Source organism: Veillonella rodentium, from assembly GCF_900187285.1.
Taxonomy (GTDB): Bacteria; Bacillota; Negativicutes; order Veillonellales; family Veillonellaceae; genus Veillonella; species Veillonella rodentium.
The window spans coordinates 1391946-1416794 of record NZ_LT906470.1 but is presented as its reverse complement, the minus strand read 5'-3'; the positions used below and the strand labels follow the sequence as shown (position 1 = coordinate 1416794).

The window sequence follows — 24849 nt, the reverse complement described above, 5'->3', positions numbered from 1 at the left end:
AAGGAGATAATCAAAATGGCTTTTAAAGTATTACAAGTGGACCATATCGGTATTGGTGTAAATGATTTAGCAGCAACGAAAGAATTTTATAAAAACGCATTAGGTATTCAACATCTTCCTGAAGATGAAGTTGTTGAAGAACAAAAAGTAAAAGTATCATTCTTCCCTTGTGGTGATGCAGAACTCGAATTTTTGGAAACTACAACTCCAGATGGCCCTATCGGTAAATTTATCGAAAAGAATGGCGGTCGTGACGGCATTCAACACGTTGCTTTACGCGTAGATAATATTGAAAACGCTATTGCTGATTTGATGGCTAAAGGTATTCGTATGATTGACGAAAAACCTCGTTACGGTGCAGGCGGTTCCTCCATTGCTTTCGTTCATCCTAAAGCAACAGGTGGCGTATTGCTTGAATTATGTCAACGTATGAAATAATACAGTACTTGAAACATATCATTATATATGAGTTATAGATATACATATTCATATAACTGGTATTTATATATTAAATATGTATATATGCTTGAACTTTATTTATTTATGAAATAAAATGATGATGTAACAAGTTTTATTTGGAGGTGCTATAATGGCAACAGTGCAGGAAAAAATCGAGTTATTGCACGAAAAACTAGCTAAAGTAAAGGCTGGTGGCGGTGAAAAACGCGTCGAAAAACAACATTCTCAAGGCAAAATGACTGCTCGTGAACGTTTGGCGAAATTATTCGACGACAATTCTTTCGTTGAACTTGATCAATTTGTTAAACATCGTTGTGTTAACTTCGGTCAAGAAAAGAAAGAATTACCTGGCGAAGGTGTTGTAACCGGTTATGGTACTATTGACGGTCGTTTGGTGTATGCATTTGCACAAGACTTCACCGTAGAAGGTGGTTCTCTTGGTGAAATGCATGCTGCTAAAATCGTTAAAGTACAACGTTTAGCAATGAAAATGGGTGCGCCTATTGTTGGTATCAATGATTCCGGCGGGGCTCGTATTCAAGAAGCGGTAGATGCGCTTGCTGGTTACGGTAAAATTTTCTTTGAAAATACAAATGCATCCGGTGTTATTCCACAAATTTCCGTAATCATGGGACCATGTGCAGGCGGTGCTGTATATTCTCCAGCATTGACTGACTTTATCTACATGGTAAAAAATACATCTCAAATGTTTATCACTGGTCCGGCAGTAATTAAATCTGTAACCGGTGAAGAAGTAACGGCTGAAGATCTTGGTGGCGCAATGGCTCACAACTCCGTGTCCGGTGTTGCTCACTTTGCAGCTGAAGATGAAGATGACTGCATCGCGCAGATTCGCTACTTATTAGGCTTCTTGCCATCCAACAATATGGAAGATGCTCCATTAGTAGATACCGGTGATGACCCAACTCGTGAAGATGAAGCTTTAAATAGCTTGTTGCCTGATAACAGCAATATGCCTTACGATATGAAGGATGTTATTGCTGCAACAGTAGATAATGGTGAATTCTATGAAGTACAACCATTCTATGCAACAAATATCATCACTTGTTTCGCACGTTTTGACGGTCAGTCCGTTGGTATAATCGCTAACCAACCTAAAGTTATGGCGGGTTGCTTGGACATCAACGCATCCGATAAATCTTCCCGTTTCATCCGTTTCTGTGATGCTTTCAATATTCCAATCGTTAACTTTGTTGACGTTCCTGGTTTCTTGCCTGGCACAAATCAAGAATGGGGCGGTATCATTCGTCATGGTGCGAAGATGTTGTATGCTTACTCTGAAGCAACAGTTCCAAAAATTACTGTTATCACTCGTAAAGCGTATGGTGGTTCCTACTTAGCTATGTGTTCCCAAGATTTGGGCGCTGATCAAGTATATGCTTGGCCTACATCCGAAATCGCTGTAATGGGACCTGCAGGTGCTGCTAATATCATCTTCAGAAAAGATGAAGATAAAGAGGAAAAAACAGCTAAATATGTGGAAGAGTTCGCAACTCCATACAAAGCTGCAGAACGTGGCTTCGTAGACGTTGTTATCGAACCAAAACAAACTCGTCCGGCAGTTATCAACGCTTTGGCAATGCTTGCAAGCAAACGCGAAAACCGTGCTCCAAAGAAACATGGTAATATTCCATTATAATTCGATTCGGTAAAGTTATCATCGAATTTGGGAGATACCTTTCTTTACTAATTTTTTAGAAAGGGGAATAATTATGGAAGGACAAGCAGTTACTACTAATCCGTTACTAATAATGGCCATTAATATGACCGTTGTGTTTTGTGTTTTGATTGCTTTGGGTATCCTGATGGAAATCGTTCATTTAGTTGATCCTACAAAGAAGAAAAAAACACCTGTTGAATCGAGTACACCTGTTGCTGCTCCTGCAGCTTCTGCAGCAAGTGCACCTGTTCAAAACGACGATGAAGTAGTAGCAGCTATCGTAGGTGCTATTGTAGCGATGGGGTATTCATCCGAACAAATCGCATCTATTCGACCTACAGCAACCAGCGCTAAATGGCGTATGGAAGGTCGTTTAAGCGGTAGAAATTAATAGATTTTAGGAGGCATTTGTCATGAACAATGCTACAATGACTAACGGTAAAGCTCCATCTAAAGATGTAGTGGCAGTTATCGTTGGTGCATTAGCGGCAATGGGTTATTCCGCTGATCAAATCGCGCATATTCGTCCGATTGTGAGCTATAATTGGAAAATGGAAGGGCGCTTACGCGGTAATCGATAGGATTACCAGATTTATATATGTAAAATAATTTATAAATAGTGTATAAACACACAAATAGTTGGAGGAATTTAAAATGAAAAAATTCAATGTTACAGTAAACGGCACAGCATATGATGTAGAAGTAAATGAAGTTAAAAGTGCGGCTCCTGCGGCAGCTCCTAAGGCAGCTCCTGCAGCGGCTCCAGCTCCTAAAGCAGCTCCTGCACCAGCACCAGCTAAAGCAGCAGCTCCAGTTCCAGCAGGTGCTGAAACTGTAAAAGCTCCAATGCCTGGTAAAATCCTATCCGTAGCAGTATCCGCTGGTCAAGCAGTTAAAAAAGGCGAAACTTTGTTGATTCTCGAAGCTATGAAAATGCAAAATGAAATCGCAGCTCCACATGATGCAACAGTAAAAGAAGTTCGTGTTGCTGCTAACCAAACTGTATCCACTGGCGAAGATATGGTTGTTCTTGGCTAATCCCAAGTTGATGTGACGCGGTCATACCGCGTCATAAAAACAATTTTATATTTATGAAAGGGGAACAAATATGGAGGCTTTTGCTGTTGCGATACAATCCGTTATTAACGATAGCGGTTTCCTCGCATTTACAACAGGCAATGCTATAATGATTCTTGTAGGATTAATACTATTATATTTAGCATTTGCAAAAGAGTTTGAACCATTATTGTTGGGTCCGATTGCTTTTGGTTGTTTGCTCGCAAACATTCCTCATAACGGTTTTGAAGAAGGCGTTATGGCACTTATCAGTGCGGGTATTTCCCAAGAAATCTTCCCACCACTAATTTTCCTTGGCGTAGGTGCCATGACTGACTTCGGTCCGCTTATTGCGAACCCTAAGACATTGTTATTAGGTGCTGCCGCACAAATCGGTGTATTTGCAGCTCTTGGTGGTGCAATGGCTTTGGGCTTTACTGTACAAGAAGCTGCCGCTATCGGTATCATCGGTGGCGCGGACGGCCCTACATCCATCTATTTGGCGGCTAAATTAGCTCCACATTTATTAGGTGCTATCGCGGTTGCCGCATATTCCTATATGTCCTTGGTACCGTTGATTCAACCTCCGGTAATGAAGTTATTCACTACTAAAAAAGAACGTGAAATTGTGATGGAACAATTGCGTGAAGTAACACGTTTTGAAAAAATCGTATTCCCAATTGTTGCAACGATTTTCATTTCCTTATTGCTTCCTTCCATTACATCCTTGTTAGGTATGTTGATGTTAGGTAACTTGTTCCGTGAATCCGGTGTAACGGATCGCTTATCCGATACATCTCAAAATGCGTTAATCAATACCGTTACCATTTTCTTGGCAACAGGTACTGGTTTAACGATGAGTGCGGAACACTTCTTAAGCTGGGGCACTATTAAAATCATCCTTTTAGGCTTATTTGCATTTATTTGCGGTACAGCCGGCGGTGTATTATTTGGTAAATTGATGAGCTTAGTCGATGGCGGTAAAACAAATCCACTTATTGGTTCTGCCGGTGTATCCGCGGTTCCAATGGCGGCTCGCGTATCCCAAGTAGTTGGTGCTAAAGCTAATCCTGCAAACTTCTTGCTCATGCATGCTATGGGACCGAACGTAGCAGGTGTTATCGGTACAGCTGTAGCGGCAGGTACAATGCTTGCTATGTTGTCCACTCGTTAATAATTTAATAATTATTCACCAAGGTGTGCCTACTCAGGTACACCTATTGGTGAATTAAAATTAGCCTGATTGTATGTAAACATACAATATTTTGGTATACGGCAATAAATGCTATCGTCAGATCGGTCATTAAGTGGTGAACAAGAACTCACAAAATAACCTTCCGGTGCTTTTAATATAGTAGAGGTGGTCATCTTGTTATCTGTAGAATTGAAAATACTGATTTGTTTTGTATGGGCGTTTATTGTTTTTTTTATTACTGCACTGATCATCGGTGCTGAGCGTAAAGCTCAGTGGTTCCAGAAGAGGACCAAATATTCGTGGTTTAATCGCCGCGGAATTATATCCGAGTCCTTGCATTTTGGATATCCCAAAACACGAGAGGGATATGGGGTTACCTTTTTAATGGCGGGTGCCATTAGCATCGTAAGTTATGTAGTATATCTTTTATAACTACATTCAGTGCATTTCTCTGAAGGGAGATGATGATGTATGGGTGCTGCAGAACAAACCTTAATCGTCCTTGCAGTCATGGCTGTTTTATTCGTTACGGAAATTATTCCGTTAGCGATTACTTCTTTAGGAGGGGCTATTACTCTTTCATTATTGGGGATTATTTCACCTAAGGAAGCTTTTTCAGGCTTATCTGATACAACGGTAATTCTATTTGCCGGTATGTTCGTTGTTGGCGGTGCATTATTCTATACAGGTTTAGCTCAAAAAATTGGGGAAACCGTAGTATCTCATGCAGGTACAAGTGAAAATGGATTAATGCTTGCAATCATGCTTGTTACCGCAACGATGTCTGCATTCTTATCGAATACAGGTACAGCGGCTGCATTGCTTCCTGTAGTTGTCGGCATCTGTGCTGTTGCTAAGATTCCTGCATCTCGTCAGTTGATGCCGTTGGCATTTGCTGCTGGGATTGGCGGTATCATTACAATGGTTGGTACACCACCGAATATCATTGTTAATGGTGCTTTGGGTAAAGCTGGGATTCCTCAGTTTGGATTTTTTGAGTTCGCATGGATTGGTATTCCTTTGACTATTGCTACCATTATCTTTATGATGCTTATCGGTAAATATTTATTACCTAAGCATGAAATTACAGATGCCGGTGAAGTCGAACAAGAAGTATCGGCAGATGAAGTATCTAATGATCCTAAAAAACAATTGTATTCTGGTGTCATTTTATTATTAGTTATCATTATGATGATTGCTAGTGAAAAACTTAAAGCTATTGGTATTAATATCCCACTATATGTTGTGGCTGTTATTGGTGCAATTGCTTGTGTTTTGACAGGTTGTTTGAAAGAAAAACAAGCGTATACATCTATTGATTGGGTTACAATTTTCTTGTTTGCCGGCATGATGCCTGTTGCGGGTGCGATGGATAAGTCCGGTGCAGGTAAAATGATTGCTGATGCAGTTATTGGTGTTATGGGCTCCGATCCTAGCCCTTATTTTGCAACTGCTGTATTATTTATTTTATCTTGTGTACTTTCACAATTTATGTCTAATACTGCATCTTGTGCATTATTGGCACCTATCGGTATCGCTATTGCACAAGGAATGGGTGCTGATCCTCATGCCGTTCTTATGGCTATCGGCGTTGCCGCGTCCTGTGCATTCGGTACACCTGTAGGTACACCTCCAAATACATTAGTACTTGGACCTGGTCAATATAGATTTATGGATTATGTAAAAGCCGGCGTTCCATTGATTTTAGTATGTTTTGTTGTAAGTATTATTATCATTCCAATGGTATGGCCTTTCTTCCCGGGTAAATAAGGAAATTGTTATTCTACTATATGAGCACATACGAGGTCGAATCGTGAGATTCGACCTCGTTTTTGTATGTAAATCACTATTTCTGATTCAAAATAGTGATTTGGATCTTATTAATATGATAATGAATATTGATAATTATATTCCTATTAATATGATTGGCATTTTTATTAAATGATAATAGATGAATTCTCAATTACTCTATTTCTATTTTAAAAATATAATTGAAAAAATGTATCAACATAAAGATCGTATTAGTTCTTATATGATAAAAGTGAAAGGTGAGTATGTATAAAAAGATTTTGATTTATCTCATTTTCATTTGACTTTCAATTATTATTATGTGATAATGAGAATGTAAGTGAGGCAAGTGCCTTTTTAAATGATAATAAAAGTTTTAATCTATATTTTTGATGGAGGTCTAAATCATGAGAGTTATTGCTGATGGTTGCATTAAATGTGGTTCTTGCGCATCTGTTTGCCCGGTTTCCGCTATTTCTGAAGGTGAAACTAAATACGAAATCAATGATACTTGCATCGACTGCGGTTCTTGCGAATCCGTTTGCCCAGTATCTGTAATTTCCGCTGAGTAATCACAAATGAACTGGCCCCTCGTAGAGGGGCTTTTTTATTTTGCTTAAAATAGAGTAACTTAGTATAATATGACTATTAAGATATATTGATTATTTAGATGTATTGATGAATTATAAAGTTATTGTAAGGGAGTCGACCTTTGTTTTATATTGTATTTATTCTTTGGCTTGCATTGGATCAATGGAGCAAATCTTATGTAATGAATCATTTTATATTAGGTGAATCTCTGTCGGTGATACCTAATGTATTTCACTTGACCTTTATTATTAATCGTGGTGCCGCTTTTGGGATGTTGGCGAATCAACGTTGGTTCTTTCTGTTGGTAGCCATTGTGTTGGTAGCCGTGTGTATATATTATTGGAAGCGTTTATCTAAAGGGCCGTCGGCATTACGTGTAGGTGCAGCTTTATTGACGTCTGGTGCGGTTGGCAACGGTATCGATCGATATGTGCTGCATGGAGTGGTTGACTTTTTTGATTTTCGTGTATGGCCTATTTTTAATGTTGCGGACATCGGAATTTGCATAGGTGTAATTTTGGTTTTATATTATCTAATAACAACTCATACAGAGGAGTAATATATGAACGAGTTTATTGTAACTGCCGAACAGGAAGGCATGCGATTAGATGTATTTTTGACGGAACGCTTGGAAGGTTCTCGCAGTTATATTCAGAACCTTATCAAATCCGGCCATGTGACGGTAGGTGATAAGCTTGGAAAAGCAAATTTACGTCTTTCAGCTGATGCCGTGGTATATGTAGAAATACCCGAGCCGGAATCTGTTGAGGTGAAGCCTGAAGATATTCCGGTAGATTATCTTTATGAGGATCATGATATTATTATCATCAACAAGCCGAGAGGGATGGTGGTTCATCCGGCCGTAGGTAATTATTCAGGCACGTTGGTGAATGCGTTACTCTTTCACTGTAAAGATTTATCCGGTATTAATGGTGAAATCAGACCGGGTATCGTACATCGTTTAGATAAAGATACATCCGGTGTTATGATGGCTGCTAAAAATGATGCCGCCCATATTGGCTTGGCGGAACAGGTGAAAGCTCATTCTGCAAAGAGAACTTACTGGGCTTTGGTGCAGGGGAATATTGTGGAAGAGAAGGGGACAATTAAAGCCCCCATAGGGCGACATCCGAAGGATCGTATGAAGATGGCCGTTGTGTTTGAAAACAGTAAGGATGCGGTGACGCATTTTAGAGTGTTGGAGCGATATGGTCACCAGACCTTGGTGGAATGCAATTTGGAAACGGGGCGGACCCATCAGATTCGCGTCCATTTTGCACATATTGGGCATCCGGTGGTAAATGATCCGTTTTACGGGTATCGTCGTATGGATTTTCCTATTAATGGACAGGCGTTACATTCCCGTACTCTGGATATTAAACATCCTATTACCGGTGCACCCATGCATTTTGAGGCACCTGTGCCGGAAGATTTCGCGGCTTGCCTGGAATTTGCAAAGACCTATCGTGAAAGTAAGTTTAAATAGTCGAAATAGATATAAGTGCAGCTAAGATGTACTTTCAAATATTTTATATAATGAATAGCAGGCTGCAGAATTTTAATAGCGAAATATGATTTTGATAGAATAGATGAATTTTATAGAATAGATGGCAGTTAGTTAATGTGGGGTGCTGTGTATGGAAAAGAAACGGTTATTGATGGACCAGGATGCCATTATGCGTGCCGTCCGTCGAATCAGTCATGAGATTCTTGAGAGAAATAAGGGGTTGTCTGATGCTCTTATTGTAGGTATCGAGCGCCGTGGAGTTATCTTGGCAAAGCGCTTGCAAGAGGAAATCGAACGCATTGAAGGCGTTCATATCGATTGTGAGTCTCTCAATGTGGCAATTTATCGCGATGACCGAGATGCACGACGCAAGGAGGGGAAGCCCTGCACCATTGATACGACGGAAAAAACCATCATTCTCGTAGATGATGTGTTGTATACGGGGCGCACCATACGGGCCGCGTTAAATGCGCTTATGACGGCCGGGCGACCTAGGTCGATTCAGTTGGCTGTCCTCGTCGATCGAGGTCATCGGGAATTACCCATACGTGCTGATTATGTGGGAAAAAACATTCCTACATCTCATCTTGAAAGCGTTCGTGTTGCCGTAAAGGAATTGGATGGTGAAGAAGGGGTCACAATACAGGAATAACCTGTATTGTGACCCCTTTTAAATAGAATAGTTTCCATTAATAATTCTTAATGTTAATTGTATTTAGTATTATTTTGATTTAACAGTCATATAATTGGGTATATATTATTTATCGGATATATTGTGGTGTGTACGTGTAGTCCGTATGCCCCTTACGCATTGACGGATTATGGAAACATAGACTCTGTATGTCTGTCGCGATCGTATCGATGTGATGCATTGTTCGTCCGAAATCTGAAAGTAGGGAGGGCGCTTTGGCCCATTTTTGAATAATGGGAATGTTATATTCCTGTTGTAGCCATTGGCGTCCTCTGTCGTTGAATGCTAATAGGCGGGCGTATTGCGGGCCTTGTTTATGGCTTTCATGAAGTGACGATTTAGTTATCCCCAGTGCAAGGTAAGCACCCATTCGTTGTAGACGGGCATAGGTATAGCGTTTTGATTTTATTGTATCGATACTTTCTTTCCACGTCGGTTGGAGTGCTGCTCTGGACCAGAGGAATTCAATGCCTTCGCTAAAGTCGCCGAAGGTGGAGAGTGCTTCCGGTGTCATGCGGCGACTCAATGTATGGAGCATGTCTTCGTAACGTGTATAGTCTACGTAATGCCCTTGTTGAATCTGTTGCCGTATATCGCCGGATATAGTCGCCGGTATGTGACTTGTAATGGATTCGCCTTCGGTAACAGCTCGTCGTAAAGCCGTTCCGGACGGGAGGTTTTGATTTACCGATATTGCATGATGATCGGAGGTTCGTAAAATCGGAAGATACTGAAGGTCGTTATGGTAGGTGAGCGCCGCACGTATATATTCAAGGCCTAATACGGAATTGGGTGAACTGATTATATCGTCGATAGATGTATTTTGATATTGCATCAATGCTTTTCGCAGAGCCGAGCTGTAGGATAAACCCTCTTGCATATAGGTGTGCAGAGCTGTTTGTGTGCTTTCGGAGTCGATATATCGTGCCGCCTCCTGAAAGGCGGCACGATTCGTCGTTTCCGTACCGAATGAAAGAGTATCGATAGCAAGTGCTTTTACCATGCGGATGGCACCGGTCGCAAAATATTGTGCGCTGCCGAGAGAAAATAGGGCAGGGAGTTCGATGACAACATCGGCGCCGTTACAAACGGCCCAGCGGGCACGGTCGAATTTTGAAAATAGAGCCGGTTCACCGCGTTGAACAAAGGCACCGCTCATGATACAGATGCGTAATGATTGCGGCGACTGTTTTGCCAGTATATGCAGTTGATGCGCATGTCCATTGTGAAACGGATTATATTCGCAGATGATGCCGATCGTATTCATAGGGACTCCTTTCATTAGTGTTAGTGTAGCAAAGGGAAGAGGTACTGTAAATAGAGGAATCTGCAAGTTTAGTATAGATTTTATTTGTTCGATAGGCTATAATTAACTGTAAATGCTGAATTGATGTGAGGTATATGATGAAAGAACAATGGAAACGTACATTACGGGGTGCCTTATTGGGTGCTGCGCTATTGGCGATGGCCGGCTGTGGCTCCACAAATGTGATGGATACTTATAGTTTTGGTCATCAAGTTATCCGCGCAGGTCAGTCTGAGATTACAATCGCTCTGCCTTATGAAATGGGTAAAAGCACAAAAAATATGACTGATGATGGATACCCTATCGATATTTACGGTTCCGTAACGGAACATATGGTCATAGAGGTTGAAGCATTGCGTGCCGGTGTGAATAAGCCTTTGCCTACGGTGGATGAACAGATCAACCGCAGCAAGACGGAATTTGCTAATTTAGGCGCCACAATCAAGGAAGAGTCCGTACAGCTGGAAGGTGCGACAGCGAAGAAGCTGGATGTTACTTACTCGGCACAGGGACAAACATTTAGTTTTTCTCAATACGTATTCATGGATCATGACGTATTGTGGAATATTGTCTACCAGTATCCTTCTCAGGATCAGGTAGGGGCTGATATCAGCAAAGAAATTAAAGATAAGATTCAAGTTACGCAACAGAAAGAGGGTTAATCGATGAACGTATTAGTAGTTAACTGCGGTAGTTCTTCTTTAAAGTATCAATTACTTGATATGAGCACTGAAACGGAATTGGCAAAGGGTCTATTTGAAAAAATTGGCGATCAAGACGCTATTTTTACTCATAAACGTCCTAATGCCGACAAATTGGAACGCGTTGAACCGATTTTAAACCATAAAGAAGCGCTTCGCATTTTGCTAGATATTTTAGTTGATGCTGAATATGGTGTTATTTCTTCCATGGATGAAATCGATGCTGTAGGTCACCGTGTAGTACACGGCGGTGAAAAATTTGCGGATTCCGTATTGATTACACCGGCAGTTATGGAAGCGTTGGAAGAATGTGCTTCTCTAGCACCATTGCATAACCCGCCAAACATTCAAGGTATTGAAGCTTGTGAAGCGATCATGCCGAATGTACCTCAAGTTGCTGTATTCGATACGGCATTCCATCAAACGATGCCAAAAGAAGCATATATGTATGCGCTTCCTTACTCTTATTATGAAGATTACGGTATTCGTCGTTACGGCTTCCACGGTACATCCCATAAATATGTGGCACAACGTTGTGCGGAATTAATGGGCAAACATATGACTGATCTTCGTATCATCACATGTCACTTGGGTAACGGTTCCTCCGTGGCTGCTATTAAAGGCGGCCGTTCCATCGATACTACCATGGGCTTCACTCCGCTGTCCGGCTTAATCATGGGTACGCGTACAGGTGATATTGACCCTGCTATCGTTCCGTTCCTGATGGAAAAAACAGGCATGACCTATGAAGAAATCGATAGAGTTATGAATAAAGAATCCGGTGTATTGGGGATTTCCGGTGTGTCCAATGACTTCCGCGTTATCGAAGAAGCGGCTGCTAACGGCAATAAACGTGCACAATTGGCATTGAACATGTTCCATTACAAAGTTCGCCGTGTAATCGGTGCCTTTGCTGCTGTTATGGGCGGTGTAGATGCTATCATCTTTACTGCAGGTATCGGTGAAAACGGTATTGGTAACCGCGATGCAATCTGTAACGGTTTGGAATACTTGGGTACTCGTATTGATTCTGAACGCAATAATGTTCGCGGCAAAGAGCAGGAAATCAGTGCTGAAGGTTCGAAGGTAAAAATTTTCGTAATTCCTACAAACGAAGAAATCATGATTGCCCGTGATACTCAACGTATTACGGCGGCATTGAAAAAATAATATAGTTCGCATCTGAACTAGGTGACTATTAGTGTCAATAAAAACCCGTTTATATCTTTGATATAGACGGGTTTTTTGTAGTTTTTATACATAGAATACCTTATAATAGTATCTATAGTCAGACGATATTGATTTATACATAAGGGGTTAACTATGAAAGTTTTATATGAAGAGCGATCACAGCGTGCTAAAAGTGCAGAGTTACTGGTAACATTTTTTGTTTTTCTATTAGTGTGTGCCATGGCATATACTACATATCGCAGTATTAATTTGCACACGGTTCTGATAGCGGAGTATTTTATTGAAATTGCAGCCATTATCGTTATGGTAAAGCAGGCGGTCAGCCGATATACATATATTTTGACGGACTCCAAACTGATTATAGATGAATCGTCTATTTTCAGAAAACGCCATTTTGAAGTGGAGTACGATATGATTGACGGCGTGTTCAAATTTGAACGGGAGTTATTGACGAACTTGAGGTATCGTTATAAATATAGAAAATGCTCCACTTCGGATCCTCGCCCGATCTGGTCATTGGTGTACTCTATCGTAAATGGTAAAAAGGTACAATATGGACGGCTTCTGCTCAAGGCGGATGACCGATTTTTTGAGATATTAAGCGAATATGTGGACGGTCGAGTGCGGGTGCCGCAGGAGGATGTTGTTTTTTATGCGACTGTACGGGCTGATGCGGTTAAGCATGGCGAAGACGTACAGGAATATTATAAAAAATTAATCGCACCTGAAGAGTAATTAAAACAGTGTTATAGAGAGGTCTGTATGGCAGAATTATATTTAGCGAGCCGATCGCCGCGAAGAACGGAATTGTTGACGCAGGTCGGTATCGATCACATTGTGGTATCCAGTACTTATGAGGAACCTAATGAGGGCTATGAGAATCCCACCGAGATGGTAAAAGCGCAGGCCCTTGGCAAGGCCCGTTGTGCAGTCGGTGTTCCCGGTGACGGTTTCGTGCTCGGAGCGGACACAATTGTCGTTCTCGATGGCGATGTACTGGGCAAGCCTCACAGTGAGGATGAGGCGCGCCTCATGTTGCAACTCCTGTCGGGGAGAGTTCACTCCGTCATAACCGGTGTGGCATTGCTGTTGAAAGGAAAAGAACGGATCTTTCACAATGAGACCAAGGTGTATTTTAAAAGTCTAGCCCCTTTTGAAATTGAATCCTATATTGCCAGTGGGGAGCCTATGGATAAGGCCGGTGCCTACGGCATTCAGGGGAAGGGCGCTCTGTGGGTGGAAAAGATTGAAGGTTCATATACGAATGTAGTCGGTCTGCCTGTAGAGCAGGTATATGATGTATTATGCGAGATGCTTGGCGCGAAATAAGGTAGGTATTATCTGTGAGAATGGAGAGAGTTTATGGAAGTACCAACGGTAAGTGTTAAGGATATGTTACCCTTTCAACGGCCTCGAGAAAAGTTTTTGACTCTTGGACCGTCTCATATGGATATTGAGGAATTATTAGCTATTTTATTGCGGTCCGGCGTGAAAGGGCAGTCGGCTCTTACATTGGCTCACGATATTGTGGAGTCCTTTGATGACGGTATTTACGGATTGAACCGCATGACCGTAAAGAATCTGATGAAGATTAAAGGCATCGGAGCGGATAAGGCCGTCACCATTTGTGCCGCAGTGGAACTGGGACGGCGGTTAGGTGAATTGAAAATCAAGGCTACGTACGAAGATTTTTCTCAGCCCTTCGTCATTGCTCAATATGTGATGGAACGCCTTCGGCATGAGGAGGAGGAACATGTGTGGGCTGCTATGTTGACGTCGCGCAATAAACTCATTCAGCTTGAGCGGATTTCTAACGGAGGCCTGGCGTCGAGTCTTGTAGAACAGCGAACCGTATTCCGTAAGGCAATTGCCTGTAATGCGGCGGCGATTATTTTAATTCACAATCACCCGTCCGGCGACAGTCGGCCCAGCGATGATGATATACGGCTGACGAAATTATTTATCAGCGCCGGTCAATTTATGGGGATTCCCGTACTGGATCATATTGTCATCGGAGATAATGAATTTACGAGCCTCAGCGAAATCGGTAAACTCAGCTAGGATAAGTTATGTTTTCAGGGCGCCTGCACATCCGTGTAGGTGTTTTGTGTTTCCCTAATCTGCTGTTGATATGGTAAAATGGAATGATGATGTAATGAAGGAGAATAAGCATTATGAGTTCCATTTTACCTTCTCTGGGAAGAGACGTAAGTATAGATATAGGTAGCATCCAGACGCGTTTAATGGGCGGAACCCGTGAGTCTGTCATCAGTGAGCCTTCCATTGTGGCTACAGATGCAAAACAGCAGAAAATCGTAGCTGTCGGGGATGAGGCGGACCGTATCGTGCGACGTATGCCCGATATGTGGAGACCGTTGACGCCTCTGAAAGACGGCTTTATCGTCGATTATCGTGTTATGCATACGATGTTAAAGTACTTTCTCCATAAAGTTTCCAACACGTTGCGCTTGTCCCGTGTTCTCGTCGGTGTACCGTGCGGCATGACGGACGTAGAGCAACGGGCCATGATGGATGCGGTTATGCAAGCAGGGGCGCGAGAGGTGTTTCTCATTGAACGTCCTGTAGCGGCCGCTATCGGTTGCGGATTGCCGATTTTTGACGCTCGCGGCTCCATGGTGATAGATATCGGCGGCGGCACCACGGATATCGGCATCATGTCGCTGGGGGGCATCGTGAGCAGCAAGACGATTCGCTTCGGCGGTTCAGATATCAATACAGCATTGTTGCGATATATCCGTCAGTGCTTTGGCGTCATGGTATCGGATGAAACCATTATGGATCTTAAACATTCTATCGGGACGGCTATTGCGCCGCTGGAGGATTCGGAATATGTCTTTCAGGGCCGTGACATGATGAACGGCTTGGGCCGTCGTTGTGTGATTCATCAATCTGAGGTGTATCAGGTTATCGATGATTCCTTGCAAGGGCTTTTAGATGAAATCAAGCAGATTATCCGTCAGGCGGCGCCTGAAATCGTAGCGGATATCATGCAATATGGAATTTGGCTTACCGGAGGAACCGCACTGCTGGAAGGGCTTTCACAACGAATCGGAACGGAATTGGGCGTGCCCGTTCATGTGCCGGAATTACCGGAAGAAAAGGTTGTTACTGGATTGCACGGCGCCACAGCAGATTTAGTGGGCGTGTCGCGTTTTATTGTAAATTCAAAAAATAGAAAGGGCCGGGACTAGTATGATACAGTCGGATCGCAAGTTAATTATCGTCGTAGTTATCAGCTGTATTCTCTTGGCTTTATTGGGATTTGCATGGAAACAGCGAACCAGTATTCCTTTTGTAACCGTTACCTTGGAGGGGATTACCACTCCGTTTGCGTATGGTTCTGCTCGAATGCTGGCGGGCATACAGACAGGTATTACGGTTATCGATGATGCTATACATTCAACCTCTGAAAGTGAAGAGGAGGTCGCGCGTAAGGCCGCTTTAGAGCAAAAGGTGGTCAATTACGATGAAGTGGTCGCGGAAAATATCCGCCTTCGACAGTTGCTTGATTATAAAAGCAGTCATTCCGAATTCACCATGACTTTGGCGGGTATCATTACGAAGGATTATGGCACGTGGACCAATACTTTCACCATCGATAAGGGCAGTGAGGACGGTATAGATGTGAATATGGCCGTTGTTGTACCGAGCGGTGTCGTAGGGTTCATTACCGATGTCTATCCTCATTCGGCACGAGTTCAGACGATTTTGGATCCGCGCAGTGCCATCGGTATTCTCGTACAGAGGCCGGAGTCTCGATTGTCGGGCGTTGTAAAAGGCAACGGTAATGCACCGGGAACGCCGACGATGGTCAATATTGCGCGCGACGGAGACGTGCTGGTAGGTGATAAGCTTGTTACCTCCGGTTATGGCGGCATTTATCCGAAAGGATTGCCGGTAGGAAATGTGATGTCCATAGAAAACGATTCGGAAGGATTTGTTAAAAATGCGGTCATAAATCCGAGCGTGGATTTTCATCGTTTAGAGGAAGTATTCATCATTACCTCGTCATCTGTGAGCGCACCTACCAAGCCGGGGTTAGAAACTAAATTAGTGCCTCAGACCCAGCGTGATCAGGTGGAAGGGGCAAAGGGGGCTATTAAACCATGATCCGGTTAGCCTTACTGTTAAGTGGATTTTTAATTTATTTTATTCAGGCTCAGCTGTTGCCGGCTATATTTCATACGAACTGGCTTCCGAATCTCATTTTGACGACCGTCGTTATGATTACGCTTTTTAAAGGACGACACATGGGGATTGTATCCGCTGTTATCGGCGGGGTGGTACATGATGTGCTGATTTCCAATTTTTTTGGACTTCATTTATTTCCCTATGTCATCGTCGTGTATATATTGTCTTTTGTGAAGCATCGCCTGTATGAAGAGCGTTGGTACTGGTCCAGCTGTATTGTAGCTATCTGTACAATCCTGGATGGTCTGATTCGGTTTTTTATGATTTGGGGCAGCGGCGGAGACATTTATTTCTGGTCATATTTGTGGCATATGATCATTCCGACTCTTCCTTGGAATGCTTTGATGGCGGCCGCTTTGCACGCTTTTTTGCGGCCTAAGGAGGAACAGCAGGATTATATTTGGTGATGAGGGGGTGAAAGAGTGCTTGAAGGCCTCTATAAACGGAAAAAAACGAGTCGCTTTGATGTACTCTTTTATATCATAACCGGTATATTTATCATATTGGGGCTACGACTGCTGGATTTACAGATTTTGGAGGGCGGCTATTATCAGGCTAAGGCGGAAGGCAACAGGCTTCGTATGGTGCCCATGACTGCCGCACGGGGCTTGATGTATGATCGAAACGGTCAGATTCTTGTCGGATCAAGACCGGCCTATACCATATCCATCATGCCCACAGGTAAGGCCCTTGATGATGGAGAAGTGGCGAGATTAGCCGCTTTACTCAATAAAAATCCTGAGGAGATCAAGAAGAAGGTCAATGATCATAAATCCGGTTACGAACCGATCAGAATCGCCAGCGACATATCTATGGATGTGGTTACCACCATCGAAGAGCATCGTCATGAACTGCCGGGCGTTACCATTGATGTAGAGCCGCTTCGCTATTATCCGTATGAAACGATGGCGGCTCAGCTGTTCGGTTATGTAGGTGAGGTCAGCGAAGAGGAACTGGATGAATTGAAGGCTAAAGATCCGAATTCTTCCGTTACGAGCGGTACCATTTTGGGCCGTTCGGGTTTGGAAAAACTGTATGATAACATTCTTCGCGGGACCGATGGCGGAAAGCAGCTGGAGGTCGATGCGACAGGTCGGCCTGTTGCAGAGGTCGATCGGAAGCATACTGTACCGGGCTCGAATATTCACCTTACTATTGATGTGAATCTGCAGAAGGCCGCTGAGGAAGCCGTAACCAACCAGTTGGCACAGTTGCAGGCGCAGGGAATTCCGGCCCAGGGGGCTGCTGTAGTTGCCTTAGACCCCAATACGGGCGCCGTACTGGCTATGGTAAGCAATCCGGAATTTAATCCGAACTGGTTTGCGAAAGGGATTACATCCGCTCAATGGAATCAGTTGAATAATGATAAGAAACATCCTTTTGATAATAAGGTTATATCCGGAGAATATCCGCCGGGGTCTCCTTTCAAAATCATTACGGGTGCGGCCGCATTGGATCTGAAGAAGGTTACACCGGATGAGATGATTTTTGACAGCGGGCGCCATTGGCTCATCGATAAGCGCAATGCGGAAGGCGAGGCTCTGGGGTGGCTGAACTTTAATAATGCCCTTGCAAAATCGGATAATGTGTATTTCTATGAAATGGGCAACCGCGTCGGTATTGAAAATCTTGATAAATATGCCCGTTATTTCGGCTTAGGTGAGAAAACGGGCATTAATCTGGTCGGTGAAGCGGCCGGTAATATGGCTAATCCGGAATATAAGCGGAAGGTATTTGACCAGGACTGGTACTTGGGGGAAACCTTCGACGCTGCTATCGGACAATCGTTTACCTTGGTAACTCCGTTACAGATGGCGGTAGTTATGAGCGAGGTCGCAAACGGCGGCATTCGCTATCGGCCGTATGTGGTGAGTCGTATCGATAATTCGGACGGTACGCCGAAGGAGGTTTTCGGACCGGAGAAATTGGGCGTATTACCGATTCAGAAAAATGTTATGGATCTCATCCGCGAAGGCCTTCGGGATGTTACGACTGAAGGCGGTACGGCGGGTGCCTTATTTAAAGGTTTTCCTGTGGACGTAGCGGGCAAAACGGGGACGGCGGAAAATGCTCATGGTCGAGACCATGGCTGGTTTGTCGCTTATGCACCATATGATAAGCCGCGTATCGTCGTGGTGGCTCTTGTTGAGCAAGGCAGTTTCGGTGCCGGTTCTGCAGGGCCTATCGTGCGCGATATACTGGCGGCATACTTTCATGTAAATTTGAATAATACATCTAATGATGGGAATAAGAAAAATACGTCTCAAGAACAGAACCGTTCAAACACGGTAAATACTATACAACCAAGAAAGGAATAATATGGGCGAAATCATCGGTGTCGTATCCGGCAAAGGCGGGGTTGGGAAAACGACCGTTACCGCTTGTCTGGGTGCGGCTTTAAGTAATGCAGGGCATCGCGTACTGCTCTGTGATGGAGATTTTGGATTACGCGATTTGGATCTCGTATTAGGCGTGGCGGATGAAGTGTTTTATGACGCTTTGGATGTGATTGAACATAAGGAATATGCAGAGGATGCCATATTACCTATCGGTGATAATCTGGATTTTCTGCCGGCTAGTCAAAAGCTTCGCTGGGAGGATATGGGACGAAAGAAGTATAAGAAACTCATTAAATATTTAGCTGATAGATATGATTATGTCCTTATTGATGCGCCTGCCGGTATCGGTAAGGGAATTGAATCGATTCTCGATTTGGTGAACCGGTGCATTGTAGTGACTCATCCGTTATGGGTGTCGTTGCGCAATGGAGCGCGTATGATTCAGGTTTGTGAGGAAGCTAATATCCGGGACCATGTAGTCGTATTTAATGCGGTGTCTACGGATGATGCGGACATTAGTCTGTACGATATGTTGGATGTAATCCGGTCCGAATATGTGGGGGCTATGATTCCGTATGATGAAAAGGTCTTGCGGTATACACAGAATGGAACATTATTTGATCTGCTTCGTACGGATGCGGCCGATTTATTAAAACCTTTGGTGGATTATGTTATTTCCGGAAATACCTGGGATGAACAGGATATACTGGACCGATTTAATACATATGCTGAAAAACGAAGAAGAGCTAAAGAGTCCACGCCTATGTCGACATTGGCATCCTCCGGCAATACCTTTTTTGAGGGTAATAGGCCGGTTCGCTATATTAATCGCAATGGTTGGACTACGCAGCGTCTTGTTTTAGACGCCAAACAAAGCTTGTGGCGCCGAATTAAGCTTAAATAGGTGGATACTATGTGGCAAAAAATTTGGACTCATAGCGACTGGACAATCATAATTTGTACGGTTCTGCTTGTGAGCATCGGTTTGACCGCTGTGGGCAGTGCTACCCATGTCAATCAGGAGGCACTCAGTTTCAACAGTCTCGTGGTAAAACAACTGCTTTTCTTCGTGGCAAATGTGGCTGTAGTTATAGGCATGCAGTTTTTTGATTATCATCGCCTTAAGAACTGGGGCAATATGATTTATGCCTTCACGCTCATTATGCTATTGGCCGTAATGATCGCCGGTACATCGGCGTTAGGCGCGCAGCGGTGGATTCAAATCGGGCCTATAACCTTGCAGCCGTCGGAATTTTCTAAATTACTCATGATTATTTGTATGGCAAAGATGCTGGAGCCTCGTATTAATCATTTAAATACCTTTAAATCGCTGCTGGATCCCGTGATATATGTAGGAATTCCTATTTTTCTCGTATTCTTACAACCTGACTTGGGAACATCACTCGTATATATCGCTATTTTCGGGGGCATGCTTTTTATTGCGGGGATTCGAGCTCGACTCATTCAAATTATCGTCGGATTAGGCGTGCTGCTGCTGCCTTTGGTCTGGTTTGTTCTGAAAGATTACCAAAAACAGCGCATTCTCGTGTTTTTGAATCCCGATATAGATCCCTTCGGATCCGGTTATCATATAATTCAATCGAAGATAGCCATCGGGTCCGGCATGATTTTAGGCAAGGGTGTCTTTAACGGGACTCAAAGTCAATTGAACTTCCTGCCGGAAAATCACACGGATTTTATTTTTTCCGTCATCGGTGAGGAATTCGGGTTTGTAGGATGTATCATTGTTTTGGCGTTATTATTCATGCTCATTTATCGCAGTATACGCATCGCGTATACCTGCAATGATACATTTGGAATGTTACTGGCGACGGGCATCGGAGCTATGTTGAGCTTTGAAGTTCTCATCAACGTAGGGATGACTATCGGCATTATGCCTGTAACGGGTATTCCTTTACCGTTCCTAAGTTATGGTGTCAGTGCGCTGACCACCAATATGTTGAGTATAGGTTTGTTGCTGAATATCTCCATGCAGCGAACTAAATATATATTTTAATTGAAAGAAGGCTTTCAGCCGGAGGATGTATGATTGAATTAGATACGTCATGGCTGCAGCACGTACAGAAGCCGGCTCGATATACGGGCGGTGAATATAACAGTATTGTGAAAGATCACAGTACGGTAGCTGTAACCATGGCACTGGCATTTCCTGATGTTTACGAAGTGGCCATGAGCCATTTGGGAATAAAAATTTTATACGGTCTCGTAAATCGTCGTGAAGACGCCGTAGCGGAGCGTGTATTCGCTCCGTGGCATGATATGGAGGAAGAAATGCGCAAGCGTAATATTCCTCTATTTTCATTGGAGACGCGGACACCGATTAGGGATTTTGATGTGTTAGGATTTACACTTCAATATGAAATGAGCTTCACCAATATTCTTAATATGTTGGAACTGGCGGGAATTCCTATGTATGCCAAAGATCGTGACATGGATTTCCCGTTGCTTGTTACGGGAGGCCCCTGTGCTTTTAACGTGGAACCGTTGGCGGATTTTTTTGATATTGTCTCGTTAGGTGAATCGGAAGAGTGGAGCGATGAATTTATTGACCTCTATAAGTCCGAAAAAGCGAAGGGCTTTCCTGGCGGTAAGGAGGCATTCCTCAGAAAGGTTGCAAAAATTCCCGGTACATATTGTCCCGCATTGTATGAGGTGGAATATACGGAATCCGGTGATTTTAAGTCGATTACACCGCGCTTTGATGACGTGCCCGCAACGATTGAAAAACGGATTATCGAAGATGTGGAACACGTATTTTATCCGACGAAACCGGTGGTACCGTTCCTCGATATCGTTCATGACCGAGCTGTACTGGAACTGTTCCGTGGTTGTACGCGCGGTTGTCGTTTCTGCCAGGCGGGGATGCTGTATCGGCCTGTACGTGAAAAAACGCCGGAGCGGTTACTGGAAATCGCAAAGGAAACGATTGCCAACACAGGCTATAATGAAATTTCCCTGATGAGTTTGAGTTCTGCCGATTATTCTAAGCTGCCGGAACTCGTGGATATGCTCATGGAGGAGTTTAAGGATAAACAGGTGAGCGTCAGCTTACCGTCGTTGCGTATCGACAGTTTTTCCATAGATATCGCCAAAAAGGTGCAGCAGGTCCGCAAGAGCGGTCTCACCTTTGCACCGGAAGCGGGTACGCAGCGCATGCGCGATGTTATCAATAAAGGCGTCAGTGAGGAAGATCTGCTGGCGGCCTGTACGAATGCTTTCAAGTCCGGCTGGAATACGGTTAAACTGTATTTCATGATGGGACTGCCTACTGAAACTGACGAAGATTTAGCGGGCATCGCCAATCTTGCGTACAAGGTCCTTGATCTGCATCGCGATATTACGGGAAGACGCAACGGTTCCGTAACGGTCAGCGTTTCCTTCTTCGTGCCGAAGACGCATTCACCGTATCAGTGGTATGGACAGCAGGATGTGGAGGAAATTCATCGCAAGCAGCGCTATCTGAAATCTCTCATCAATAATCGCAATATCTCCTATCATTACCATGACGGTTATACCGGTTATATGGAGGCCGCATTTGCCCGCGGAGATAGGCGACTGTCCGGCGTCCTCGTGGAGGCGTGGAAATTAGGCTGTAAATTTGACGGATGGACGGAATTTTTCAATTATGAAACATGGTTGAAAGCCTTCGAAAACTGCGGTCTTGATCCGGCATACTATGCGCGTCGCACCCGTGATTTTGATGAACCTTTGCCGTGGGACCATCTCGACTCCACCGTGAGCAAGGCGTTCTTGAAGCGTGAATGGGAACAGGCGGTGGATGCGAAGTTGACCGGCGATTGTCGTCGTGCTCCGTGCAGAGGCTGTAATGTATGTCCTGAATTAAATACGGCGATTATTGACTATAAGGAGGGTGGCAGAGTTGAAAAAGTTACGTTTGGCCTTACATAAAGGTGAAGAATTACGATTCTTGTCACATCTCGATTATGCTCAGGCCGTTGAGCGCATGATTCGCCGTGCCGAAATCAAGATGGCCTATTCGGACGGGTTTAACCCGCATATGAAAATCAGTTTTTCCTCCGCTCTGGCATTAGGTGTGACCGCTGCAGCGGAATACATCGACATGGATGTGCTTGAGGATGACAGTCTGAAATCCATTATGGAACGATTAAATCTTGTGGCGCCTCCGGGCCTTGAGGTATTGGACGGTAAAGAAATGCCTGACAAGGTCAAGAAGATGATGGCTATCTGTAATTACGCCGTTTATGAAGTTACGGGTCCTGTAACGGATGTGTATGCGGATTGGGATACATTGCTCAAGCCTTTTAACGAGGCCGCTGATATTTCTTATGAAAAGGTGACGCCGAAGAAAACCCGTACTATCGATGTGAAACATTTTGTGAAAGAACCGATTACGGCCGTGATGAACGGTGATCAGGTAACTTTGCGCATGGGCATCGGCATATATCCGGAAGGGACTATCAAGCCGAGTGAGGTGTGGAACCTCGGTAAGGATCAATTTAACTGGCCTATTACGACGGGATATGAAATCCATAGAAGAGCAATCATGGTGGAAAATGATGAGGGGCGCTTTACGCCGTTGGAGATTAACTATTAAATCTTTGGACGTTGGGCGTATAGTTTTTATATAAATAGTTTTTAGATCATGTTTTGAAGAAAAAGAATAATATAACAAGATGAAAGGAGGGATAAGATGCATAAAATTCTGGTCAATGTGATGCGCGAAGAGGTGCGCATGGCCGTTGTGGACGAAGAGGGGCAGCTGGTAGACTTTGCATTGGAACGCTTCGATGAAACTCATATAGCAAATCATATGTACAAGGGGACCGTAAAAAATATATTGCCCGGCATGCAGGCCGCTTTTGTTGATATCGGCGGCTCTCAGAATGCATATCTGAATCTGCAGCAGGGTAAGGAACAGAAGATCATACCCCGGTTATCCGTGGGACAGCAAATTCTGGTACAAGTGGTGAAGGAAGAAATGCTCGGAAAAGGAGCTCGTGTTACGGCCGATGTGAGCCTTGCAGGCCGCTTTATGGTGTTGCTGCCATATTCGGAAGGCATACATATTTCAAAGAAAATCACCGATGAAGCCGTGCGCAGTCAATTGCAGGAACTGGCGAAGCCCTATGTGCAGGACGGCTGCGGATTTATCATTCGCACGGCGGCGGCTAAGGCGAATGCCGAGGAAATTGTTCATGATATGGACTACTTATGGCGTACATGGCAGCACGTATTAAAGCGTTTTAAAGTTGCCAAGAGCGGTACGGACCTGTACAGCGATGCGGACTTTTGGTTCCGCCTCGTGAGGGATTACGCCCATCGTAATGTAGAGGAAATCAGCGTCGACTCCGATATGGCCGAATCTCGCTTAACAGATTTACTGGGACATGGTCCGACGTCACAATCTATAAAGGTTACGCGTCATCGGGACAGCACGCCTATTTTCAAGGCGAATCACATTGAACCTCAATTGGAAAATCTTATCTCTCGCGATATCGATTTGCCGTCCGGCGGCTCTATCCGTATCGATCACACGGAGGCCCTTACCGTGTTTGACGTGAACTCCGCACATTATACGGGTCGGTCCAATAAGCTGGAGGATCTGGCTTTTACAGTGAATAAAGAGGCGGCAAAAGAAATCTGCCGTCAATTGCGCTTGCGTGATATCGGCGGAATTATTGTAGTCGATTTTATCGATATGAAGGATAAAGAGCATCAGCAGGAATTATTAAATCTGTTGGCGTCGCAGGCTAAACTGGACAAGATGAAGACCGTTGTGTGCGGCATCAGCTCGTTAGGCCTTGTTGAAATGACGCGGAAGCGGGCCCGTCAGGGGTTACAGACCCTGATGTTTGATACGTGCCCTCAGTGCGGCGGAACAGGCTATATGTTGTCCGGACGCACCGTATATATGCAAATCATTCGGCGTATACGGGAACTGTTTAAGTCGGGCCGCATTAAGACCGATTTAGAAATCGAAGTTCATCCAGAAGTGGCACAATATTTGTCAAAACATGTTTTGGCAGATCTGGGTGAGTCTATAGGACGCAAGATTTCCGTTGTGGTGAACCCCAATATCAGTCGCGAAGGATATTCGTTGATGGCCGTGTCCGAGTAAGTATGTAGTAT

Annotated in this window: 27 protein-coding genes; 26 read left to right on the top strand and 1 reads right to left on the bottom strand. The window is 43.9% G+C overall.

Going from position 1 to position 24849, the window contains the following annotated elements; translation table 11 throughout:
* Positions 1-15 precede the first annotated feature (15 nt).
* From mce to pyrR, 12 genes are all read left to right on the top strand, one after another.
* Positions 16-438, top strand: coding sequence for a methylmalonyl-CoA epimerase (mce, locus tag CKV62_RS06520; protein ID WP_005377395.1), 423 nt, complete (start codon positions 16-18; stop codon positions 436-438).
* Between the two features lie 151 nt (positions 439-589).
* Positions 590-2119, top strand: coding sequence for a methylmalonyl-CoA decarboxylase subunit alpha (mmdA, locus tag CKV62_RS06515; RefSeq protein ID WP_095066238.1), 1530 nt, complete (start codon positions 590-592; stop codon positions 2117-2119).
* A 73-nt stretch (positions 2120-2192) separates the two neighbouring features.
* Positions 2193-2531: a methylmalonyl-CoA decarboxylase subunit delta gene (gene mmdD, locus CKV62_RS06510; RefSeq protein WP_095066237.1), complete on the top strand. Its 339-nt coding sequence runs from the start codon at positions 2193-2195 to the stop codon at positions 2529-2531.
* Between the two features lie 22 nt (positions 2532-2553).
* Positions 2554-2721 carry a methylmalonyl-CoA decarboxylase subunit epsilon gene (mmdE, locus tag CKV62_RS09485; RefSeq protein WP_169835179.1) on the top strand — a complete coding sequence of 56 codons (168 nt, stop codon included), beginning with the start codon at positions 2554-2556 and terminating at the stop codon, positions 2719-2721.
* 73 nt (positions 2722-2794) lie between these two features.
* The gene (mmdC, locus tag CKV62_RS06505) at positions 2795-3178 is read left to right on the top strand and encodes a methylmalonyl-CoA decarboxylase subunit gamma (RefSeq protein ID WP_038115721.1); all 384 of its coding nucleotides are present in this window, start codon (positions 2795-2797) and stop codon (positions 3176-3178) included.
* A 70-nt stretch (positions 3179-3248) separates the two neighbouring features.
* Positions 3249-4370: a methylmalonyl-CoA decarboxylase subunit beta gene (gene mmdB / locus CKV62_RS06500; protein ID WP_095066236.1), complete on the top strand. Its 1122-nt coding sequence runs from the start codon at positions 3249-3251 to the stop codon at positions 4368-4370.
* 195 nt (positions 4371-4565) lie between these two features.
* Positions 4566-4823 (top strand): hypothetical protein, encoded by a 258-nt coding sequence (locus CKV62_RS09580; protein WP_095066235.1) that lies wholly within the window; start codon positions 4566-4568, stop codon positions 4821-4823.
* Positions 4824-4862: 39 nt separating this feature from the next.
* Positions 4863-6161 carry an SLC13 family permease gene (locus CKV62_RS06490; RefSeq protein ID WP_095066234.1) on the top strand — a complete coding sequence of 433 codons (1299 nt, stop codon included), beginning with the start codon at positions 4863-4865 and terminating at the stop codon, positions 6159-6161.
* A gap of 425 nt (positions 6162-6586) precedes the next feature.
* Positions 6587-6751, top strand: coding sequence for a DUF362 domain-containing protein (locus tag CKV62_RS06485; RefSeq protein ID WP_005386021.1), 165 nt, complete (start codon positions 6587-6589; stop codon positions 6749-6751).
* Between the two features lie 140 nt (positions 6752-6891).
* Positions 6892-7329, top strand: coding sequence for a signal peptidase II (gene lspA, locus CKV62_RS06480; RefSeq protein WP_095066233.1), 438 nt, complete (start codon positions 6892-6894; stop codon positions 7327-7329).
* A gap of 3 nt (positions 7330-7332) precedes the next feature.
* Positions 7333-8256, top strand: coding sequence for an RluA family pseudouridine synthase (locus tag CKV62_RS06475; RefSeq protein ID WP_095066232.1), 924 nt, complete (start codon positions 7333-7335; stop codon positions 8254-8256).
* Positions 8257-8407: 151 nt separating this feature from the next.
* Positions 8408-8929: a bifunctional pyr operon transcriptional regulator/uracil phosphoribosyltransferase PyrR gene (gene pyrR, locus CKV62_RS06470; protein WP_095066231.1), complete on the top strand. Its 522-nt coding sequence runs from the start codon at positions 8408-8410 to the stop codon at positions 8927-8929.
* 109 nt (positions 8930-9038) lie between these two features.
* Here the strand turns inward: pyrR and CKV62_RS06465 are convergent, their stop codons facing one another.
* Positions 9039-10235: a tRNA(Met) cytidine acetate ligase gene (locus tag CKV62_RS06465; protein WP_095066230.1), complete on the bottom strand. Its 1197-nt coding sequence runs from the start codon at positions 10233-10235 to the stop codon at positions 9039-9041.
* 137 nt (positions 10236-10372) lie between these two features.
* Here CKV62_RS06465 and CKV62_RS06460 point away from each other — a divergent pair, with 137 nt between their 5' ends.
* From CKV62_RS06460 to CKV62_RS06395, 14 genes are all read left to right on the top strand, one after another.
* Positions 10373-10936 carry a hypothetical protein gene (locus CKV62_RS06460; protein WP_054673758.1) on the top strand — a complete coding sequence of 188 codons (564 nt, stop codon included), beginning with the start codon at positions 10373-10375 and terminating at the stop codon, positions 10934-10936.
* 3 nt (positions 10937-10939) lie between these two features.
* Positions 10940-12145, top strand: coding sequence for an acetate/propionate family kinase (locus CKV62_RS06455; protein WP_095066229.1), 1206 nt, complete (start codon positions 10940-10942; stop codon positions 12143-12145).
* A gap of 153 nt (positions 12146-12298) precedes the next feature.
* Positions 12299-12901 (top strand): hypothetical protein, encoded by a 603-nt coding sequence (locus CKV62_RS06450; RefSeq protein WP_095066228.1) that lies wholly within the window; start codon positions 12299-12301, stop codon positions 12899-12901.
* A 27-nt stretch (positions 12902-12928) separates the two neighbouring features.
* On the top strand, positions 12929-13495 hold the full coding sequence (locus tag CKV62_RS06445; RefSeq protein WP_095066227.1) for a Maf family protein: 567 nt from the start codon (positions 12929-12931) through the stop codon (positions 13493-13495).
* A 33-nt stretch (positions 13496-13528) separates the two neighbouring features.
* A complete protein-coding gene (radC, locus tag CKV62_RS06440; protein WP_095066226.1) occupies positions 13529-14227 on the top strand; it encodes a RadC family protein in 699 nt (232 codons plus the stop codon).
* A gap of 113 nt (positions 14228-14340) precedes the next feature.
* Positions 14341-15378: a rod shape-determining protein gene (mreB, locus tag CKV62_RS06435; RefSeq protein WP_095066225.1), complete on the top strand. Its 1038-nt coding sequence runs from the start codon at positions 14341-14343 to the stop codon at positions 15376-15378.
* 1 nt (position 15379) lies between these two features.
* Entirely contained in the window at positions 15380-16297 is a 918-nt protein-coding gene (mreC, locus tag CKV62_RS06430; RefSeq protein WP_095066224.1) for a rod shape-determining protein MreC, read from the top strand.
* Positions 16294-16785 carry a rod shape-determining protein MreD gene (gene mreD / locus CKV62_RS06425; RefSeq protein WP_095066223.1) on the top strand — a complete coding sequence of 164 codons (492 nt, stop codon included), beginning with the start codon at positions 16294-16296 and terminating at the stop codon, positions 16783-16785. Before mreC ends, mreD begins: the two co-directional genes overlap by 4 nt.
* A gap of 15 nt (positions 16786-16800) precedes the next feature.
* On the top strand, positions 16801-18696 hold the full coding sequence (mrdA, locus tag CKV62_RS06420; RefSeq protein WP_095066222.1) for a penicillin-binding protein 2: 1896 nt from the start codon (positions 16801-16803) through the stop codon (positions 18694-18696).
* 1 nt (position 18697) lies between these two features.
* A complete protein-coding gene (locus tag CKV62_RS06415; RefSeq protein WP_095066221.1) occupies positions 18698-19621 on the top strand; it encodes a P-loop NTPase in 924 nt (307 codons plus the stop codon).
* A 9-nt stretch (positions 19622-19630) separates the two neighbouring features.
* Positions 19631-20734, top strand: coding sequence for a rod shape-determining protein RodA (rodA, locus tag CKV62_RS06410; RefSeq protein ID WP_095066220.1), 1104 nt, complete (start codon positions 19631-19633; stop codon positions 20732-20734).
* A 29-nt stretch (positions 20735-20763) separates the two neighbouring features.
* Positions 20764-22647, top strand: coding sequence for a TIGR03960 family B12-binding radical SAM protein (locus CKV62_RS06405; protein ID WP_095066219.1), 1884 nt, complete (start codon positions 20764-20766; stop codon positions 22645-22647).
* Positions 22619-23314, top strand: a complete 696-nt coding sequence (locus tag CKV62_RS06400) for a TIGR03936 family radical SAM-associated protein (protein WP_095066218.1) — start codon at positions 22619-22621, stop codon at positions 23312-23314. Before CKV62_RS06405 ends, CKV62_RS06400 begins: the two co-directional genes overlap by 29 nt.
* Before the next feature lie 96 nt (positions 23315-23410).
* Positions 23411-24838: an Rne/Rng family ribonuclease gene (locus CKV62_RS06395; RefSeq protein WP_095066217.1), complete on the top strand. Its 1428-nt coding sequence runs from the start codon at positions 23411-23413 to the stop codon at positions 24836-24838.
* Positions 24839-24849 lie beyond the last annotated feature (11 nt).